At 68.8% G+C, this 15,953-nt stretch carries 8 protein-coding genes; 5 read left to right on the top strand and 3 right to left on the bottom strand.

What is annotated here, in order from left to right:
• The first annotated feature begins 101 nt into the window (after window positions 1-101).
• Both AC3QL3_RS02950 and AC3QL3_RS02955 read left to right on the top strand, forming a co-directional pair.
• Window positions 102-1,364 carry a peptidase MATCAP family protein gene (locus AC3QL3_RS02950; RefSeq protein ID WP_492896797.1) on the top strand — a complete coding sequence of 421 codons (1,263 nt, stop codon included), beginning with the start codon at window positions 102-104 and terminating at the stop codon, window positions 1,362-1,364.
• Between the two features lie 130 nt (window positions 1,365-1,494).
• A complete protein-coding gene (locus AC3QL3_RS02955) occupies window positions 1,495-4,056 on the top strand; it encodes a hypothetical protein (RefSeq protein WP_492896798.1) in 2,562 nt (853 codons plus the stop codon).
• A 12-nt stretch (window positions 4,057-4,068) separates the two neighbouring features.
• Here AC3QL3_RS02955 and AC3QL3_RS02960 read toward each other — a convergent pair whose 3' ends face one another.
• Both AC3QL3_RS02960 and AC3QL3_RS02965 read right to left on the bottom strand, forming a co-directional pair.
• On the bottom strand, window positions 4,069-6,894 hold the full coding sequence (locus tag AC3QL3_RS02960; protein WP_492896800.1) for a protein kinase domain-containing protein: 2,826 nt from the start codon (window positions 6,892-6,894) through the stop codon (window positions 4,069-4,071).
• Window positions 6,891-7,457, bottom strand: coding sequence for an ECF-type sigma factor (locus AC3QL3_RS02965; protein ID WP_492896801.1), 567 nt, complete (start codon window positions 7,455-7,457; stop codon window positions 6,891-6,893). Before AC3QL3_RS02965 ends, AC3QL3_RS02960 begins: the two co-directional genes overlap by 4 nt.
• A gap of 83 nt (window positions 7,458-7,540) precedes the next feature.
• Between AC3QL3_RS02965 and AC3QL3_RS02970 the strand changes: the two genes are divergently transcribed.
• Window positions 7,541-8,866 carry an amidohydrolase gene (locus AC3QL3_RS02970; protein ID WP_492896802.1) on the top strand — a complete coding sequence of 442 codons (1,326 nt, stop codon included), beginning with the start codon at window positions 7,541-7,543 and terminating at the stop codon, window positions 8,864-8,866.
• On the opposite strand, the gene AC3QL3_RS02975 is transcribed toward AC3QL3_RS02970, so the two are convergent.
• Complete coding sequence (locus AC3QL3_RS02975) at window positions 8,842-10,638, bottom strand: patatin-like phospholipase family protein (RefSeq protein ID WP_492896803.1); 1,797 nt, start codon at window positions 10,636-10,638, stop codon at window positions 8,842-8,844. The two genes, AC3QL3_RS02970 and AC3QL3_RS02975, sit on opposite strands and share 25 nt — an antisense overlap.
• A gap of 210 nt (window positions 10,639-10,848) precedes the next feature.
• On the opposite strand from AC3QL3_RS02975, the gene AC3QL3_RS02980 reads away from it, so the two are divergent.
• Window positions 10,849-14,937, top strand: a complete 4,089-nt coding sequence (locus AC3QL3_RS02980; RefSeq protein WP_492896804.1) for a choice-of-anchor Q domain-containing protein — start codon at window positions 10,849-10,851, stop codon at window positions 14,935-14,937.
• A 245-nt stretch (window positions 14,938-15,182) separates the two neighbouring features.
• Window positions 15,183-15,800, top strand: coding sequence for a hypothetical protein (locus tag AC3QL3_RS02985; protein ID WP_492896805.1), 618 nt, complete (start codon window positions 15,183-15,185; stop codon window positions 15,798-15,800).
• The last annotated feature ends 153 nt before the right edge of the window (window positions 15,801-15,953 follow it).

Genomic DNA, 15,953 nt, shown 5'->3' on the forward strand with positions numbered 1-15,953 from the left:
GACAGGGGGCGCGCCTCCTCCAAGGCAGCGCTCGATCCTAGCAACTGCTCTGTTATCTTCCCATGCGAAACGTCCTGCCCGAGACGCGAGGGAGATCCGGCTTGGTCACGCAGTCCGCACACGCCGAGCTTTACGGCGCGCTCGATCACCGCCTGGTCGCCGCCACACGCGGCATCCGTCTGCTCGCTTCCGTCAGCTGGCCCGCCGCCGCCGAACTCGACTTCGTCGCCGCCTGGAAACGCGGCCAGGCCAAGCTGCCGCAGATCGTCTATCCGGCCTGCGATTTCGACGACACGCGCGCGTCGCTGGCCGATGTCGCGCGCGCCGCCGATCCGGCGCATCCGCTCGGCGACTACGTGCGGCGCACGGCGGAATCGTGGCGTGTCGCCACCGAATTGCTCGACGCGATGGGCACGCCGCGCATCACCGAACACTCCGCCGCGCTGTTCGGCCGCCCGGACGACCGCGTGCCCGGCGCGACCCTGACCAATGTCGACGCCGCGCGCCACTTCATCGAGATCGCCGACGAATACTCCAGCGACGCGCCGCTGGAAGAAGTCTCCAGCGAGGTGCCGGCCGAGGTCTTGCAGGCCGACCTGCAGCACGAGCTCGACGCGTTCTTCGGCGCCGACGTGGTGCGCGTCGAAACCGATCCGGACCTGATCGCGAAAGCCGCCGCCGGCGCCACCCGCATCCGTTTGCGCTCGGCCACCAGCTTCAGCGACTACGACCGCGACCAGCTGCTCAATCACGAAGCCTTCGTGCATTCGCTGACCGCGTTGAACGGTCGCGCGCAGCCGCATCTGAAGTCGCTGGCGCGCTCCTCGCCGCGCATCACCGCGACGCAGGAAGGGCTGGCGGTGTTCGCCGAGCTGATGTCCGGCTCGATCGACATCGCGCGCATGAAGCGCATTTCCCTGCGCATTCTCGGCATCGACATGGCGCTGCGCGGCGCCGACTTCATCGAAGTGTTCCGCTTCTTCCTCGACTCGGGCCAGAACGAGGTCGACAGCTTCACCTCGGCACAGCGCGTGTTCCGCGGCGCGCCGCTCGGCGGCGGCGCCGCGTTCACCAAGGACGCGGTGTATCTGCACGGCCTGCTCTCGGTACACACCTTCTTCCGCTGGGCGCTCAAGCACCAGCGCATGTCGTTGTGCCGCAACCTCTTCGCCGGCAAGCTCGCTCTGCGCGACGTGCTCGCGCTGGAACCCTACTTCGACGACGGCACCATCGCGCCGCCGCGCTGGCTGCCGCCGTGGGTGCAGCACGCGCACGGCCTCGCCGGCATCCTCGCCTTCTCGCTGTTCGCCAATCGCATCCGCGTCGATCGCGTCGAGGCCGAGGATCTGGTGCTGGGGCTGTGAGCGCGGAGCCCGACCCGGCCGGCGCTTTGTCAGGGTTCGCGCGCCCGAAAACGTAGGGAAGGGAAAGAGCCCAAGTCGGCGGCGATGTTCGATCGCCGGCGGCGGAGGCCCCTACCCCGGAGGCGAGACGATGAAGCATTGGATGGTGGCGTCGGGCATATGGCTCGGCATGACGGCGGTCGCAGCGACGCAGGCCGCGCAAGGCGAGCCGTACGATCCGCTCGAGGTGGCGGCGGCGGCGCTGCAGCCGGCGGCGGCGCCGGTGGCGCTGCGGCGCGTCGAATCGGCGCCGCTGGCGGCGGGGCCGGACAACACCTGCGATCCGAACGGCCTGTGTCTGCGCGTGACCGTGAGCCGCGATCTCGATCCGGCCGCCTGCGGCGAGGAAGTCGCGATGGACGTCACCGCCGGCGACCAGGTCAACTTCTGCTACACCGTCAGCAACAACTCCGACACCGCATTCGAATACCAGACGGCGTCCGACAACGTCGGCCGTGCCGAGCGCCAGCTCTTCCTCGCGTTCAAGCACCGGATCGAGCCGCATTCGACCTATCGTTTCAACCGCATCGAGACGATGCGCGAGACGATGCGCGCAACCACGACCTGGACCGCCGCGGCGGCCGTGCCCGAGTACAGCTACGACGACACGACGCCGTTCGAGTGGCTCGACATCGTCGGCGCCGGCGCCGACCTAGACATCGGTGACTCAGCGCAGACCTCGGTCGAGATGCCGTTCCCGGTCAATTTTTACGGCGTTCCCTCCCGCTATCTCACGGTTTCCAGCGGCGCCATCGCGTTCGGCTCGATGCACTCGCCCTACCTGCCTTGGTCCTGGCCTCTGCCGATTGCCTGCATCATCAACTACGCCGGCGTCTGCCCGATGATCGCGCCGTTCGGGCAGGGCTTCGCCGATTCGTACGGCGGCGGCGTCTATGTACGCACGCTCGGCGCCGAGCCGAACCGGCGTTTCGTGGTCGAATGGTACGACCTGCCGTTTTTGTCCCTGGCCGACGGCCAAATCCGCCCGACCGCCGGCGGCGTCACCTACGAACTCGTCTTCGAGGAAGGCAGCGACGAGATCCTGTTCCAGTATCTGGACACGAGCTTCGACGAGCCCGCGCATCCGGACTACGACGACGGCGCCCTGGCCGTGATCGGAGTGAACTTCGGCGGTTGGCCGAACGAGGCACGCGTCGCCACGGCGTACTCGCAAACGACGCCCTCGCTGCACGACGGTCTGGCGATTCGCTGGACACCGAGTGCCGTCGCCAGCAGCCGTACGACGGCCCGCGCGACGGTGAACGTATGGACTCCGAGCGCGGTCGTCAGTGCCGAGTCGATCGTGGCGACGGTGCCTTCGCAAGGCGCCACGACGCACCCCCTGGTCCTGTCGAACTTCACCTTCGCGCCCGGCTTTGAAGGCGCCTTGCGCTGGTCGTTCGGCCTGCCCGATTCCGGCGCGCATCTGCCGTCGTCGCCGCGCTCGTCGCAGAGCCACGACGTTGCGGCGACCGAGCTGCCTTCGTCGGCGACGCTCCAATTCCTGCGTGCCCGTCGCGAGGAAAACGCCCGCCTGGCCGCTTCCGGCAGCCCTCTTCGTTATCCGCAGCCGCAGCCGCGATCGGCCGCGGCGGAAGAGCGTGCCTCGACCTTGGGCGCGGAAGGGATTCCGGCCTATGTCGCGATCGAAACCTTGAAGGCTACGACCGACGAATTGACGGTGGCGCAGCTCGGGCGCTGGAATTTCGCGACGCCGCAGACGGTCGATGCGGTCAGCGACACCGTCACCTCGCAAAGCTGGCTCGGCGGGCAGTACCAGCTCGATTTCATGGGCGACGACTACACCACCGTGTACGCGATGAACGGTCCGGACCTGATGGCCTACAACACCAGCTCCGGCACCGGCGTGGCGACGACGCGCTTCGACTTGCCCGATCAGATCAACATCAACCACATCAGGAGCTTCAACTACCTGGCCTCGGAGGGCGTCTTCTATTCTCTGCTGTGCCACGGGGGTTCCGGTTGCCGCGTGTACAAACTCGATCCGCGCACCGGTTCGGTGCAGGAAGGCCCACGCCAGGGCGGCATCCAGGGCATGACGGTCGTCTGCCAGGCCTTGGCGGCGACAGGCGAGTTGTACGGCGTGAATCTGGTGCCCGGCGGACAATTGCTCGCGATCGATCGCGTGACCGGCCTGGCGCGCGTCGTCGGCGACATGCACGTACTGAACGACACGCGCACCTTGAACGGCTGGTCGATGGACTTCGACGATTCCACCGGCCAGCTGTACCTGACGGCGTTGGACTCGCAGAACCTCACATCGGTGCTGCATACGGTCGACACCGTCACCGGCCTGACGCAGGAAATCGGACGCTATCGATGGGTGGCAGGAGAAGGCGCGGACATGCGGGCGATAGAGGGCCTCGCGATCGCCCGAAACGCGCCGTTCGCGCCGTGTACCGACCTCGCCGCGACGCCTTGGTTGAGCGTCGAGCCTTCGAGCGGATTGCTCACCGGCGGCGCGGTGGACATCGACGTCCGTCTCGACGCCAATGGACTGGCCGACGGCATCTACACGGCGAACCTCTGCCTCAACACCAACGATCCCGATCGGCGCCACATCCTGATTCCGACCACGCTGGTGGTCGGCGACGCCGGCGCGGAGGCGATCTTCCGCAACGGCTTCGATTGACCGGGCGCCCGCTCAGAAGCCGTTGAGTCCGACGAAGCGCGGCCGCGGCCGCGCCGGGTCGAGCTGGGCCAAGCCGGACTCGGCGCGTGCGCGCCGCGCCGCGTCGAGGGCGGGACGGCCCAGGCTGCGAGCGAGTTCGTCGGTCAGCAGATCGGTCTGCCAGACCTGCGGCTTGGCCTCCTCGCCGAGTGCGGCCACCAGTTCCGCGCGCTTGGCGAGCAAGCGCTCGACCGCGGTGGCATCGCGCGTCTCCGTTGCCTCGGCCCAGAGCCGGTGGATTTCGCTGCGCAGAGCGTAGGGTTTGTCCGCGCCCTGCACCGCGCCGTAGTGCCGCGCCGCCTCGGCCAGGTGCGTGCGCGCCTGCGCCGGGTCGCCGGCGGCCAGAAGCGCGCGGCCGAGGCTGTCCTCGGTCGCGCCGAGCAGCAGGGTCGAATGCTGGCCCAGTTGGTCGGCCAGGGCGCGCGCGTCGCGCAGCGACTGCTGCAGCGATTGTTTAGCCGCGTCGATCTCGCCCCGTTGCAGCTGCGCCTCGGCTGTCAATTGCTCGGCACGCAGGCGTTGCGTGACGGTACGCCGCGCGGAAGGGAGAACGCGCTCCGCCTCCTCGCGCAACAGAACCAGCGCCTCTTCGAAGCGGCCTTCGTACAAGGATAGGCGCGCGCGCGCCAGCACCAGCCCCCACTGCGCCGCCGGACTCCACGGCTCGCTACCGCTGGCCGCTTTCGCGACCGCCTCCAGTTCCTCCCGCGCCTGCGTGTAACGACCGTCGGCCAGATAGCACAGGGCCATCGTCTCGTGCATGCGCGCGACGGAGTTGTGCGAGGGCGTGTTCAACGAATCGTAGCGCTGCACCAGCGGCTCCAGCACGGCGATCGCGGCGCGCGTCTCGCCGAGCATGGAATAGGTGTAGGCGAGGTTGGCCCGCGCCGCCATTCGATCGATCTCTCCGGCGACGGCCCGGTCCGCATCGATGCGCAGCAGTTGTTGGTACCGGGCCAGCGCATCGCGGTGGTTGCCGCGCTGGTTGGCCAGGCCGCCGAGGTTGTTCAGTACGCGCAGATAGTCGTCGCTGCCGCGGTCGCCGGCTTCGCCGAATTCCGTCAATGCGGTACCGAGGTCGGTCTGAGCGCGATCGAGTTGTCCGAGTCGAATGAACGATTCGCTGCGCACCGTGAGCAAATACGGAAACCAGCGGTGCTCGCCGCCGACGGTCCTGCCGGCCAAGGACAGCGACGCGTCGATCGAATCGGCCGCCGCCTGGTAGCGGCCGAGTTCCTGCAAGGCCTGGGCGGAAGCGACCACGCCGAGCAGATAGTCGACGGCGTATTGCTGACGCACCGGCGCAAGCGCCGCCACCGCCTTTTGCGCCGCGTCATGCGCGAGCTCGGCCTGACCCAGATCGAGCAGCACGCCGGCGATCTGCGTCTGCAGCGCGGCACGCGTGGGCGCATCGAGGTCGTCGCGTCGGTCGAGCTTGCCGCGCGCGCGATCGAGCAGCTCGACCGCGCCGAGCTTTTCGCCGCGCGTGCGGTCCGGATCGCCTTCGCGAAACGCCTCGCGCAGGAATTCGAGCAGGCTGGCCGAGCGCCGCTGCTGCTGCTCGACCAGCACGCGCTGCGCGCGCTCGCTCAGCGCGCGGTTCACCGCCACTACGCTGGTCGCGACCAGGCCGAACGCGAGCACCGCGATCGCGGCGGCGGCAGCCGCGTTGCGCCGCACCAGCTTGAGCGCGCGATAGGCGAACGAGCCGCGGTGCGCGGCGACCGGCAGTCCGCGGCTCCAGCGATCTAGGTCGTCGGCCAGCGCCTGCGCCGAGTCGTAGCGTTCCTGCGGATCGTCGGCGATCGCCTTGGCGACGATGCGCGCGAAATCGCCGCCGAGGCTGCGCCGCAAGCGCCGCGCGCGCTCGTTGCGCGCGCTGGCGATGCGCTCCGCCGCGCCCGGGTCGCGCTGCATCAGGGTCACGAACGCTCGATCGACGCGCGTCGGCGCATCCGCGCTGCTGCGCAACGTGCGCGCGCCGATGCCGGCCGCCAATTCGTACAGCACCAGACCCAGTTGATAGACGTCGCTCGCGGTGGTCGCGGCCTCGCCGCGCAGTTGTTCCGGCGAGGCGTAAGCCGGCGTCAAGGCGAGCGTCCGCGTCGCGCCCGCTGCGGGTTCCTTTGCATCCAACCATTTAGCGATGCCGAAATCGAGCAGCTTCGGCGCGCCGTCGGCGTCGATCAGGATGTTCGACGGTTTCAGGTCGCGATGCAGCACCAGGTTCTTGTGCGCGTAATGCACGGCGCGGCAGACGTGGGCGAACAGCCGCGCGCGCGCGGCGAGGTCGAGCCGCTGGCGGTCGCACCAGGCGTCGATGTGTTCGCCGTCGATATAGTCCATCGCGAACCAGGGCCAGCCCTGCTCGCTGACACCGGCATCGATCAGGCCGGCGATGTGCGGATGCACCAGGCGCGCGAGGATGTCCTGCTCGCGCCGAGCGCGTTCGCGCATCAGCGCGAGGTCGGTGCGCACCAGCTTCAGCGCGACCTCCTTGTGCACCTCGTCGATGCGCTCGGCCAGGTAGACCTCGCCCATGCCGCCGCTGCCGATCACGCGCAGCAGCCGGTAGCGGCCGATCACGTCGCCTGTGCGCGTCATCGCGGCAACCTCGGCCGGCTCTTCGGCGCGCTCGGCGTCGGCGCGACGCAGCATTTCGCGCAGGTGCTGCGCCAGCGCAGCGTCGTCGCGTTCGAGCGCGGCCAGGCGCGCTGCTCGCGTGGCGGCGTCGGCGTCGTACAGCGCGTGGAATTCTTCGCGCTGGCGGCGCAGGCGCGCGTAGTCCGCCTCGCTCATGCCGCGCTCATGAAATCGCGCAGCCACAGCTTGGCCAGCGCCCAATCGCGATACACCGTGCGTTCGTCGACTTCGAGCACGGCGGCTACCTCCGGCACGCTGAGCCCGGCGAAACAGCGCAGCTCGACCACCTGGGCGAGGCGGCGATCGACCTTCTCCAGATGATCGACGGCCGCATCGAAGCGATCGAGCCGGTCCGGTTCGGGGATCGGCAGCTGCAAGGCTTCGATCAAGTCCACGCGTTGCAGCTGGCCGCCGTGTTTCTCGCGCGCGGCGTGGCGCGCGCGGTCGACCAGCAGCTGCCGCATGATGCGCGCGGCCAGATTGAACAGATGCGCGCCGCTTTCGATCTGCAACTGCCGTTCTTCCAGCAAGCGCACGCAGACGTCGTGCACCAGCGCGGTCGGTTGCAGCGTCGGATGGCCCTTGCGCCCGTTCAGCGCCTGCGCCGCCATCGCGCGCAGGTCGGCGTACATCAGGGTGAGCAAGCGATCCAGTGCGGCGAGGTCGGCGTCGCCCTGCCAGCGCTCGATCAGGCGATCGACTTCGTGCGTACTCGTCATCGAGATCCGGCGAAACTTGGGGTGGACAGAGAGCGGCCGAGGCATTCTACTCGGCGCCTTCCCTCTGTCTGGATACGACCCCCATGCGCAGGCATCGACTGTCTCTTCCCGCGGCCTTGCTCGCGCTCGTTTCGACCACGGCGGCGGCAAGCGAATCGGCGCTGCAGACGATGCAGCCGCTACTGCCCGAGATGACCGCCTGGCGGCGCGATCTGCACCAGCATCCGGAGCTGTCCAACCGCGAGACGCGCACCGCCAAATTCGTCGCCGACGAGTTGAAGAAGCTCGGCTACGAGGTGCGCACCGGCGTCGCCAAAACCGGCGTGGTCGGCGTGCTCAAAGGCGGCAAGCCGGGACCGAAGCTGGCGATCCGCGCCGACATGGACGCGCTGCCGGTGACCGAAGAAGTCGAGCTGCCGTTCGCCTCGAAAGCGAAGGGCGAGTATCTCGGTAAGCCGGTCGGCGTCATGCACGCCTGCGGCCACGACGCGCACATGGCGATGACGCTCGGCGTGGCGGCGGCGCTGGCGAAGCTGCGCAAGGACTTGCCCGGCGAGGTCATGCTGATCTTCCAGCCAGCCGAGGAAGGCGCGCCTCCGGGCGAGGAGGGCGGCGCGCCGCTGATGGTCAAGGACGGCGTGTTCAAGGACTTCAAGCCGGACGCCGTGTTCGGCATGCACGTGGTCAGCGCGCTGCCGGTCGGCATCGTGGCGGTGCGCGCGGGCGGCGCGATGGCCAGTTCCGACACCTTCCACATCACCGTGCGCGGCCGTCAGAGCCACGGCGCGACGCCGTGGAAGGGCATCGATCCGATCGTCACCGCGGCCGAGATCGTGACCGCGTCGCAGACCATCGTCAGTCGCCAACTCGACATCAACAAGGAGCCGGCGGTGGTCACCTTCGGCATCTTCGACGGCGGCCAGCGCTTCAACATCGTGCCGGACAAGGCCGAACTGCACGGCACCGTGCGCGCGTTCGACGACGGCATGCGCCAGCAGGCGCTGGCGAGCCTGAAGAACATCGCCGAGCACGTCGCCGCCGCGCACGGCGCCACGGTCGAGGCGCAGATTCCGCTCTCGGCCGACAGCAGCAATCCGGTCAACTACAACGATCCGGCGCTGACCGCGCGCGTGCGCGCCAGCCTCGAACGCGCGCTCGGCAAAGAGCACGTGCAGGAAGCACAGCGCTGGACCGCGTCGGAAGACTTCCCGCATCTGGGTCGCTCGATCAAGGCGCCGAGCGTGTACTTCTTCGTCGGCGCGACACCGGCCGGACAGGACCCGGTGGCGGCGCCGTCGAATCATTCGCCGAAGTTCTTCCTCGACGAAGGCGCACTCGGCAGCGGCAGTGCGGCGATGCTGCAGGCCGCGCTCGACTTCCTCGGTTACGGCTCGGCCGCGCCGGGCTGAGCGGCGCGCACGAACTTTTCCAGCCGCGGCAGCGCGTAGTCGCAGCTGCGCTCGACGATGGTGTCGAGCTGCTTCCAGTCGAACAGACCGATGCCGCTGACCGGCATGCGCAAGTAAAGATCGGCGCGCGAGGCGCGTGCGCGCACGCCGCTTTCGCTGGTCAAGACGGCGCTGGCGAACAGGATGTCGATCAGCGTCACCGGCGGCCGCACCGCCTGGTTCAGCAGCGCCTCCTGGTCCGGTCCTTCGATGCCGGTGGCGAGCAAGCTGCCGTCGGTGCTGACGTCGGAGGCGATGATCGGGCCGCGGCCGAGTTGCAGCATCACGTCGGTCGGCAGGCTGTTGGTGACGGCGCCGTCGACCAGGAGTTCGCCGTGATAGGCCACCGGTGGTGCGAAGCCGGGCACCGACATGCTGGTGCCGACCCACACGGCCAAGGGGCCGCTGTCGTGCACCATCGTGGTCGCGCGCGACAGGTTCGTGCTGACCGCGAAGTAGGGCAGGCGCAGTTCCTCGATCAGCCGTTCGCCGAAGATCTCGCGCAGACGCTTTAAGAACTTGCGCGCACGGATCAGCGACACGCGCGGCAGCACGTAGTCGTTCAAATAGTTGTGCTCGACGAAGGTCTCGCGCGCGATGCGCAGCATGTCGTCGCTGTCGGCGCCGCAGGCGCGCAGCGCGGCGAAGAACGCACCCATGCTGGTGCCGCCGACCAGATCGATCGGAATCTTCAGCTGCTCCAGCGCGCGCATCAGGCCGACGTGGGCGAACGCGCGCGCGCCGCCGCCGCCGAGCACCAGACCCAGGCCGCGCCCGCTGAGCTGGCGCGCGAGGCTGGCGTAGTCGTCGCGCTGCGCGTTGCGCGGCTGCGGCCGCACGAAAAAGTGCGCTCGCGCGCCGCTGAGCCGGCGCCAACCCTGCACGTCGCCGGCACCGGCGCCTTCGGCACGCAAGATCAACAGCTCCACCGGCGCGCGCAGATGCAGTTGGCGCAGGCGTTCGAGCAGGGCGCCGTCGCGCGCCGGCTCCGCGCTGTCGATCGCGACCAGGATGCGATCGGCCTGGCGCAGGCAGCGTTCGGCCCAGTAGGGATCGTCTTCGCGCGCGAGCAGGAGCAAGTTGTGACCGGAATTCTCCAGCCGCTCGATCCAGGCCATACGCTGCGCGTCGAACTCGATCGCGCGCAGCGGCGTATGCGCGGCGCCGGCGCCGAACACCGCGTCGATGGTGTCGGCGCCGATCAATTCGGTCGGCGCGCCGGCTTCGCCGAGCGCGGTCTGTAAAAGCTGCGCCGGGCCGCTCAGGTCGAGGCCGCCGCCGGCGATCAGCGCGAAGGTCTGGCCGCCGCGCGCAGTGTCGAGCGCGGTCTGCCGCTGCGTGCGGCGCATGCGCCGCACGATCGTGCGCGTGGCCGCCAAAAGCACGCTCGGATAGGCCTGCAGGAATTGCAGCAGCGGTGCACGCGGCAGGCGCAGCAGCAGGCTGTCGCGCAGCGCGAACACTTCGGCGCTGTGCGCTTCGCCCGACAGCAAGCCGATCTCGCCGATCGGTTCCAGCCGCCCGATGTCGCCGGCGATGTCGCCGCCGGGCAGCTGCGCACGCAAGCGGCCGAGCGCGACCAGGTACAGATGCTCGGCTGGTTGGCCGATCGCGAACAGCACCTCGCCGCCACGCAACTCCAAAGGCTCGCACAAGGCGGCCAGATCCTGCAGCGCGCTCGCCGGCAGTCCGGCGAAGAGAGGGCATTGAGCGAGTACCGCGCTGGCGTCCATGGAACTCCGCTTCGGTCCGCGGCAGCGCGGCGTCGCCACGACGCCCGGCCCGAACCGTATGGCGCCTTCCAGATTCGGGTGCCGCGGCGGCGCTTTCAAGGGGCGCGTCGCGCCGCGTTCGTGCCGCGATGATCCGCGCCGCCGCGATCTTGCGCGTTAGGACAAGAGCGGACACAGCACCGCCGTCACGCAGGGATCGATCGCCGCCTCATGAACCCGCTTCTCTTCATCTCGACACGCGGCCTCCTCGCCGTGCTCGCCCTGTTCTGCTGCAATGCCGCGCAGGCGGTCTGCTACGTCAACGCGAATGCGGCCGGCGCGAATACCGGTGCGAGCTGGACCGATGCCTACCTCGACCTGCAAGCGGCCGTGCGCGATGCGTCCTGCGCGGAGAGCTGGGTCGCCGCCGGGACTTACAAACCCGGTAGCGCACGCGCCGACAGCTTCCGCCTGCGCCCCGGCAGCGCGCTCTACGGCGGCTTCGCCGGCGGCGAAACCGCGCGCGAACAGCGCGATCCGCTCGCGCATGAGACGGTGCTCTCCGGCGACATCGGCAGTGCCGGCACGGCCGACAACAGCTACCACGTGGTCGTGCTCGACGGAACCACCGCGGCCGGCGCGATCACCGCCAGCACCGTGCTCGACGGCTTCACCCTCCGCGACGGCAACGCGAATGGGCTCTTCCCCGACACGCTCGGCGGCGGTCTCTACTGCACCGGCGCGGCCAGCGGGCGCCGCTGCGATCCGACCCTGGCGCGGCTGCGCTTCCTCGCCAACGCGGCCGCGTACGGCGGTGCGATCGCATTGCGCGCCGATGGCGCCGGCAGCGCCAGTCCGGCGTTGTCCGACCTGGTTTTCAGCGGCAACAGCGCCAGCCGCTACGGCGGCGCGATCTACGTCTGGGCCGAATTGAACGGCGTCGCCAGCCCGCGCATCGAGCGCGCGACCTTCGACGGCAACCGCGCCGACAAGGGTGGCGCCATCTACAACACCAGCGGCAGCCAGGGCGGCACGGCCAACGCAACCATCGTCAACGCGAGCTTCCACGCCAACGACGCCAGCCTCGGCACCAGCATCGGCAACGGCGGCGCGATCTACAACGCCGGCGTCGGCGGCCGCAGCGCGCTGACGCTGACCAATGTGACCTTCAACGCCAACACCGCGAACGGTGCGAATCACATCGGCGGCGCGATGGTCAACGAAGGCGCCGGCGCCACGCCTCTCATCGTCAACGCGATCTTCTGGGGCGACCAGGCGAATGCGCTGCCGGAGTTCTACAACAGCGTCGGCGCGCAGCCGACCATAGCCAGCAGCTTGGTGCAAGGCGGTTGTCCGAGCGGGGCGCTCTGCACCGACGTGCGCGATCTCGATCCTATGCTCGGCGCGCCGGCCGACCACGGCGGTTTCGGCGCGACCCAGCTGCCCGGCGCGGGCAGCCCGGCGATCGACGCCGGCGACGACGCGCGCTGCCCGGCGCTCGACCAGCGCGGCACGCCGCGGCCGATCGGCGCGCACTGCGACATCGGCGCGGTCGAGATCGTGCCGCCGCACGTCTGCTACGTCGACCGCGCGGCAAGCGGCGCCAACGACGGTTTCGCCTGGAGCAGTGCCTACACCGACCTGCAATCGGCGCTGCACGAGCCGAACTGCAGCGAAGTCTGGGTCGCGCGCGGCGTCTACAAACCGACCGCCGGCAGCGATCGCTCGATCAGCTTCAACATTCGCCCCGGTCTGCCGCTCTACGGCGGTTTCGCCGGCGGCGAAAGCGCGCGCGAGCAGGCCGATCCCGGTGCGAACCGCAGCGTGTTGTCGGGCGACATCGACCATGACGACACGGTCGACGCCGACGGCATCGTGCGCGACGCCGCGCAGATCGCCGGCGCCAACAGCTACCACGTCGTCCTGATGGACGGCACCACGGCCGCTGGACCGATCGGCAACGACACCGTGCTGGACGGCTTCGTCATCAGCGGCGGCACCGGCCGGCAGTATTCGATCTACAACGGCTCGGTCGGCGGCGGCCTCTACTGCAACGGCATCGGCAACAGCAACGGCCACGAATGCAGTCCGACTTTGTCGCGCCTTTGGTTCAGCGGCAATCGCGCGGACTGGGGCGCGGCCTTGCTGGTCGACGGCGGCAATGGCCAAGGCAGCAGCGGCGGTCGTGCCGCACCGCTGTTGAGCCGCAGCACCTTCAGCGGCAACCTCGCGCGCAACGCCGGCGGCGCGGCCTACCTCTCGGCCAGCGCGATGCGGCTGACGCAATCGACCTTCAACGGCAACCGCGTCAGCAACGGCGGCGGCGGAGCGCTGCGGGTCGTGCAGGGCAGCCCGAGCTTCGATCAGCTGACCTTCGCCGGCAACCTCGCCGCCGGTCCCGGCGGCGCGATTTCGTCCAATACCGCCACCTTCACTCTGAACCGTTCGATCCTCTGGGGCGACAGCGGCAGCAACGGCGAGCTCTCGATCGTGGGCGGCAGTCTCGCGCTGTCCGACAGCCTCGTGCAGGGCGGCTGCCCGGCGAACGCCAACTGCAGCGGCGTGATCGCGACCGATCCGCAGCTCGGCGCGTTGCAGGACAACGGCGGCGCCGCGCCGACCCAATTGCCGGGGATCGGCGGCGCCGCGCTCGATGCGCTCGACGCCGGCGTTTGCGGCAACGCGCCGTACGACACCGATCAACGCGGCGTCGCGCGCCCGCAAGGTCCGGCCTGCGATCTCGGTGCGGTCGAGCTGCGCCAGGCGCAGTTCGTCGTCGCTGTCTCCGGGTCCGGCGCGGTCAGCGCCGACATCGACGCGAGCGCGCCACCGGCCAGCGGCGCCATCGTCGATTGCGACGAGCAAGGTGTTGGCTGCATCGCCGGCTACGCGATCGAACCCGCCGCGACCACGGTCGTGCTGACGCTGACGCCGGCGGCACATGCGCATCTCGACAGCGTCTCCGACACCTGCGGCGCCGATCAGACTTCGATCGGCGTGCGCGACGGCGACACCTACACGATCGCGCCGCTGACCGCCGACTGCGCCGTGCTGGCGGTGTTTGCGCCTGACACGCATTCGATCGGCGGCCGCGTCGATGGCCTACTCGGCAGCGGCCTCGCCTTACAGCTCAACGGCGGCGAAACGCTGTCGATTGCGAGCGACGGTAGCTTCGCGTTTCCGAGTGCGCTCCAATTCGGCGCGAGCTACGAGGTCACCATCGCCGGCCAGCCGACCTCACCGTGGCAGACCTGCAGCATCGAGCGCGGCAGCGGCACCGTCGGCGATACCGACGTCGACGACATCGCGGTCACATGCACGACCAATCGCTACGCGATCGGCGGCCGCGTCGACGGCCTGACCGGCAGCGGCCTCGTGCTGCGCCTGAACGCGGACGAGAGCCGGCCGATCGCGGCCGACGGCGCGTTCGTGTTCGCGACATCGCTGGCCAGCGGCAGCGCCTACACGGTCGACATCGCGCAGATGCCGCAAGGACAAAGCTGCACGCTCGAACACGCCACCGGCAACGTCGCCGGCAGCGACATCGGCGACATCCAAGTACGCTGCGCCGCGTTGCCGGCACGCTTGGTGCTGACGCTGGATGATGGCCGCGACTACGCGCGCTACGGCCGCGTCGTCGATTACACGCTGCGCCTGCGCAACGACGGCTTCAGCGACGCGATCGACATTCCGCTCGACGTCACGCTGTCACCCGCCTTCGACGCCGCGTTCGCGCATTGGCAATGCTTCGGCGGCGAGGCCGGCGCGACCTGCGCAGCGTCCGGCGACGGTGCTTTGAGCGATCGCGTGAGCTTGCCGCCGGGACGCAGCCTGACGTGGCTGATCAGCGTACCGGTGCGCTCCGACAGCGACGAAGCCGAAGCGACCTTCGCGCTCGCGCTCGGCGGCACCGCGCCGCAGACGCTGTCGGACAGCAATTATCTGGTGCTGCTGCGCGACGGCTTCGACCAGCCCTATGGCGACGGCACGCAAGTGCTCGGCGTCGAGGCCGAGGCGCTGCTCGCCGGCACGGCCGGCCACGCGTTCGCGTTGCCGCCACCGAGCGGGCAGCGTCTCGACGACGTTCTGATCGTGCGCGGAAAGAACGCCGAGTTGCGCGTGCAGCGCACACCGTTCGATGCGGCGAATTCATTGCTGCGGTTGTCGTATCGAGACGATGACAATCGCGAGCGCGTTACGCCGTGGACGCTCGCCGCCGATACCGTCGCGCTCACCGGTTCGCGTGCGCAAGGAGTGAGCGTGTGGCGGCTCGACGGCGCGCAGAAAGAAGCGATGTTGCAGTCCGACGATCCAGAGTAGCCGGGGGGATGCCGCCCCGCATCGGCGCTGCCGGTGCGGGGCGGTTTTTTATCCGGAATTGAGCACTGCGCGTCGGCTTCGTGCGGCACTTCGCATTTTTCGATCGACGACACGATTCTTCATTCTGTCGACGTATTCATCGGCTAGCGTCCGCCCGGTCCGCACCGTAGGCGGGCAAGACGCAGTATGGGGTTGCATCGAGTCGCACTCGCATCGGTATTCCACAGCGGACGCCAACGATACCCATGTCCATCAAGGAGCAGATGATGAAACGCACGATTCGCTCGACAATCGCAATTTCCCTCGCACTGGCCGGCTCGTCATTCGCCACTGCCGCCACCTACGTGGCTCCGGGAGGCGCGCTGTCGCTTTCCGGTCCGGTCACTTATCAGGTGTCGGTCAGTGGAAATCCGAGCCAAGATTATTCGTATACGTGCGACACCACGATCAATGCAGCTTTCTACACGGAAAATCTGTCGCAAGTGTTCTACATCCAGCCGCAAACGTTGGCGGTGGACGACTCCTGCAAAGACGGCATCAACGGACCGGTCATCGACAGCACCGACAGCAGCTGGAATGGCAACTTTTTCAATTCCGGCACGACCGTCTACAGCAATATGACCGTAGGCAACCTGGTCATCAAGAAGAAGAGCGGAGGCTTCGGCCCGAGGCCGCCGTACGCGGTTTGTCAGGGAGCGTTGAATGGCCTCACCTGGTCCGGGAGCAATGTGTCGACGGGCGCTGCCGCCACCAAGATTCTGATTCCCACGACGAGCCTGTCCGGCACGCTGGGTTCGTTCTCCGCAACGTGCATCGTCAGCGGCACGCTCTACGTATCGCCGTTCCAGAGCTTCACCAACTGATCGCGGCTTTCGTCCGGGCAGCGCCTGCTGCCCGGGCGGATTCGTAGCTCGCGCGAGATTCTGCGCCGACGTACTGAAGTCGCCTGCGGCGAGAAAGAATTTGCCGGCGATGCATCCCGCCGTCGATGCGCTGAAACTCCAATCCAGGCTCTC

The sequence above is a fragment of the Dokdonella sp. GW821-FHT11D02 genome, assembly GCF_058808595.1.

Bases quoted from the DNA above. Each gene is read 5' to 3' on its own strand.
- AC3QL3_RS02955 (WP_492896798.1), top strand. From the start codon at position 1,495: ATGAAGCATTGGATGGTGGCGTCGGGCATATGGCTCGGCATGACGGCG.
- AC3QL3_RS02960 (WP_492896800.1), bottom strand. From the start codon at position 6,894: ATGAGCGAGGCGGACTACGCGCGCCTGCGCCGCCAGCGCGAAGAATTC.
- AC3QL3_RS02965 (WP_492896801.1), bottom strand. From the start codon at position 7,457: ATGACGAGTACGCACGAAGTCGATCGCCTGATCGAGCGCTGGCAGGGC.
- AC3QL3_RS02970 (WP_492896802.1), top strand. From the start codon at position 7,541: ATGCGCAGGCATCGACTGTCTCTTCCCGCGGCCTTGCTCGCGCTCGTT.
- AC3QL3_RS02975 (WP_492896803.1), bottom strand. From the start codon at position 10,638: ATGGACGCCAGCGCGGTACTCGCTCAATGCCCTCTCTTCGCCGGACTG.
- AC3QL3_RS02980 (WP_492896804.1), top strand. From the start codon at position 10,849: ATGAACCCGCTTCTCTTCATCTCGACACGCGGCCTCCTCGCCGTGCTC.
- AC3QL3_RS02985 (WP_492896805.1), top strand. From the start codon at position 15,183: ATGTCCATCAAGGAGCAGATGATGAAACGCACGATTCGCTCGACAATC.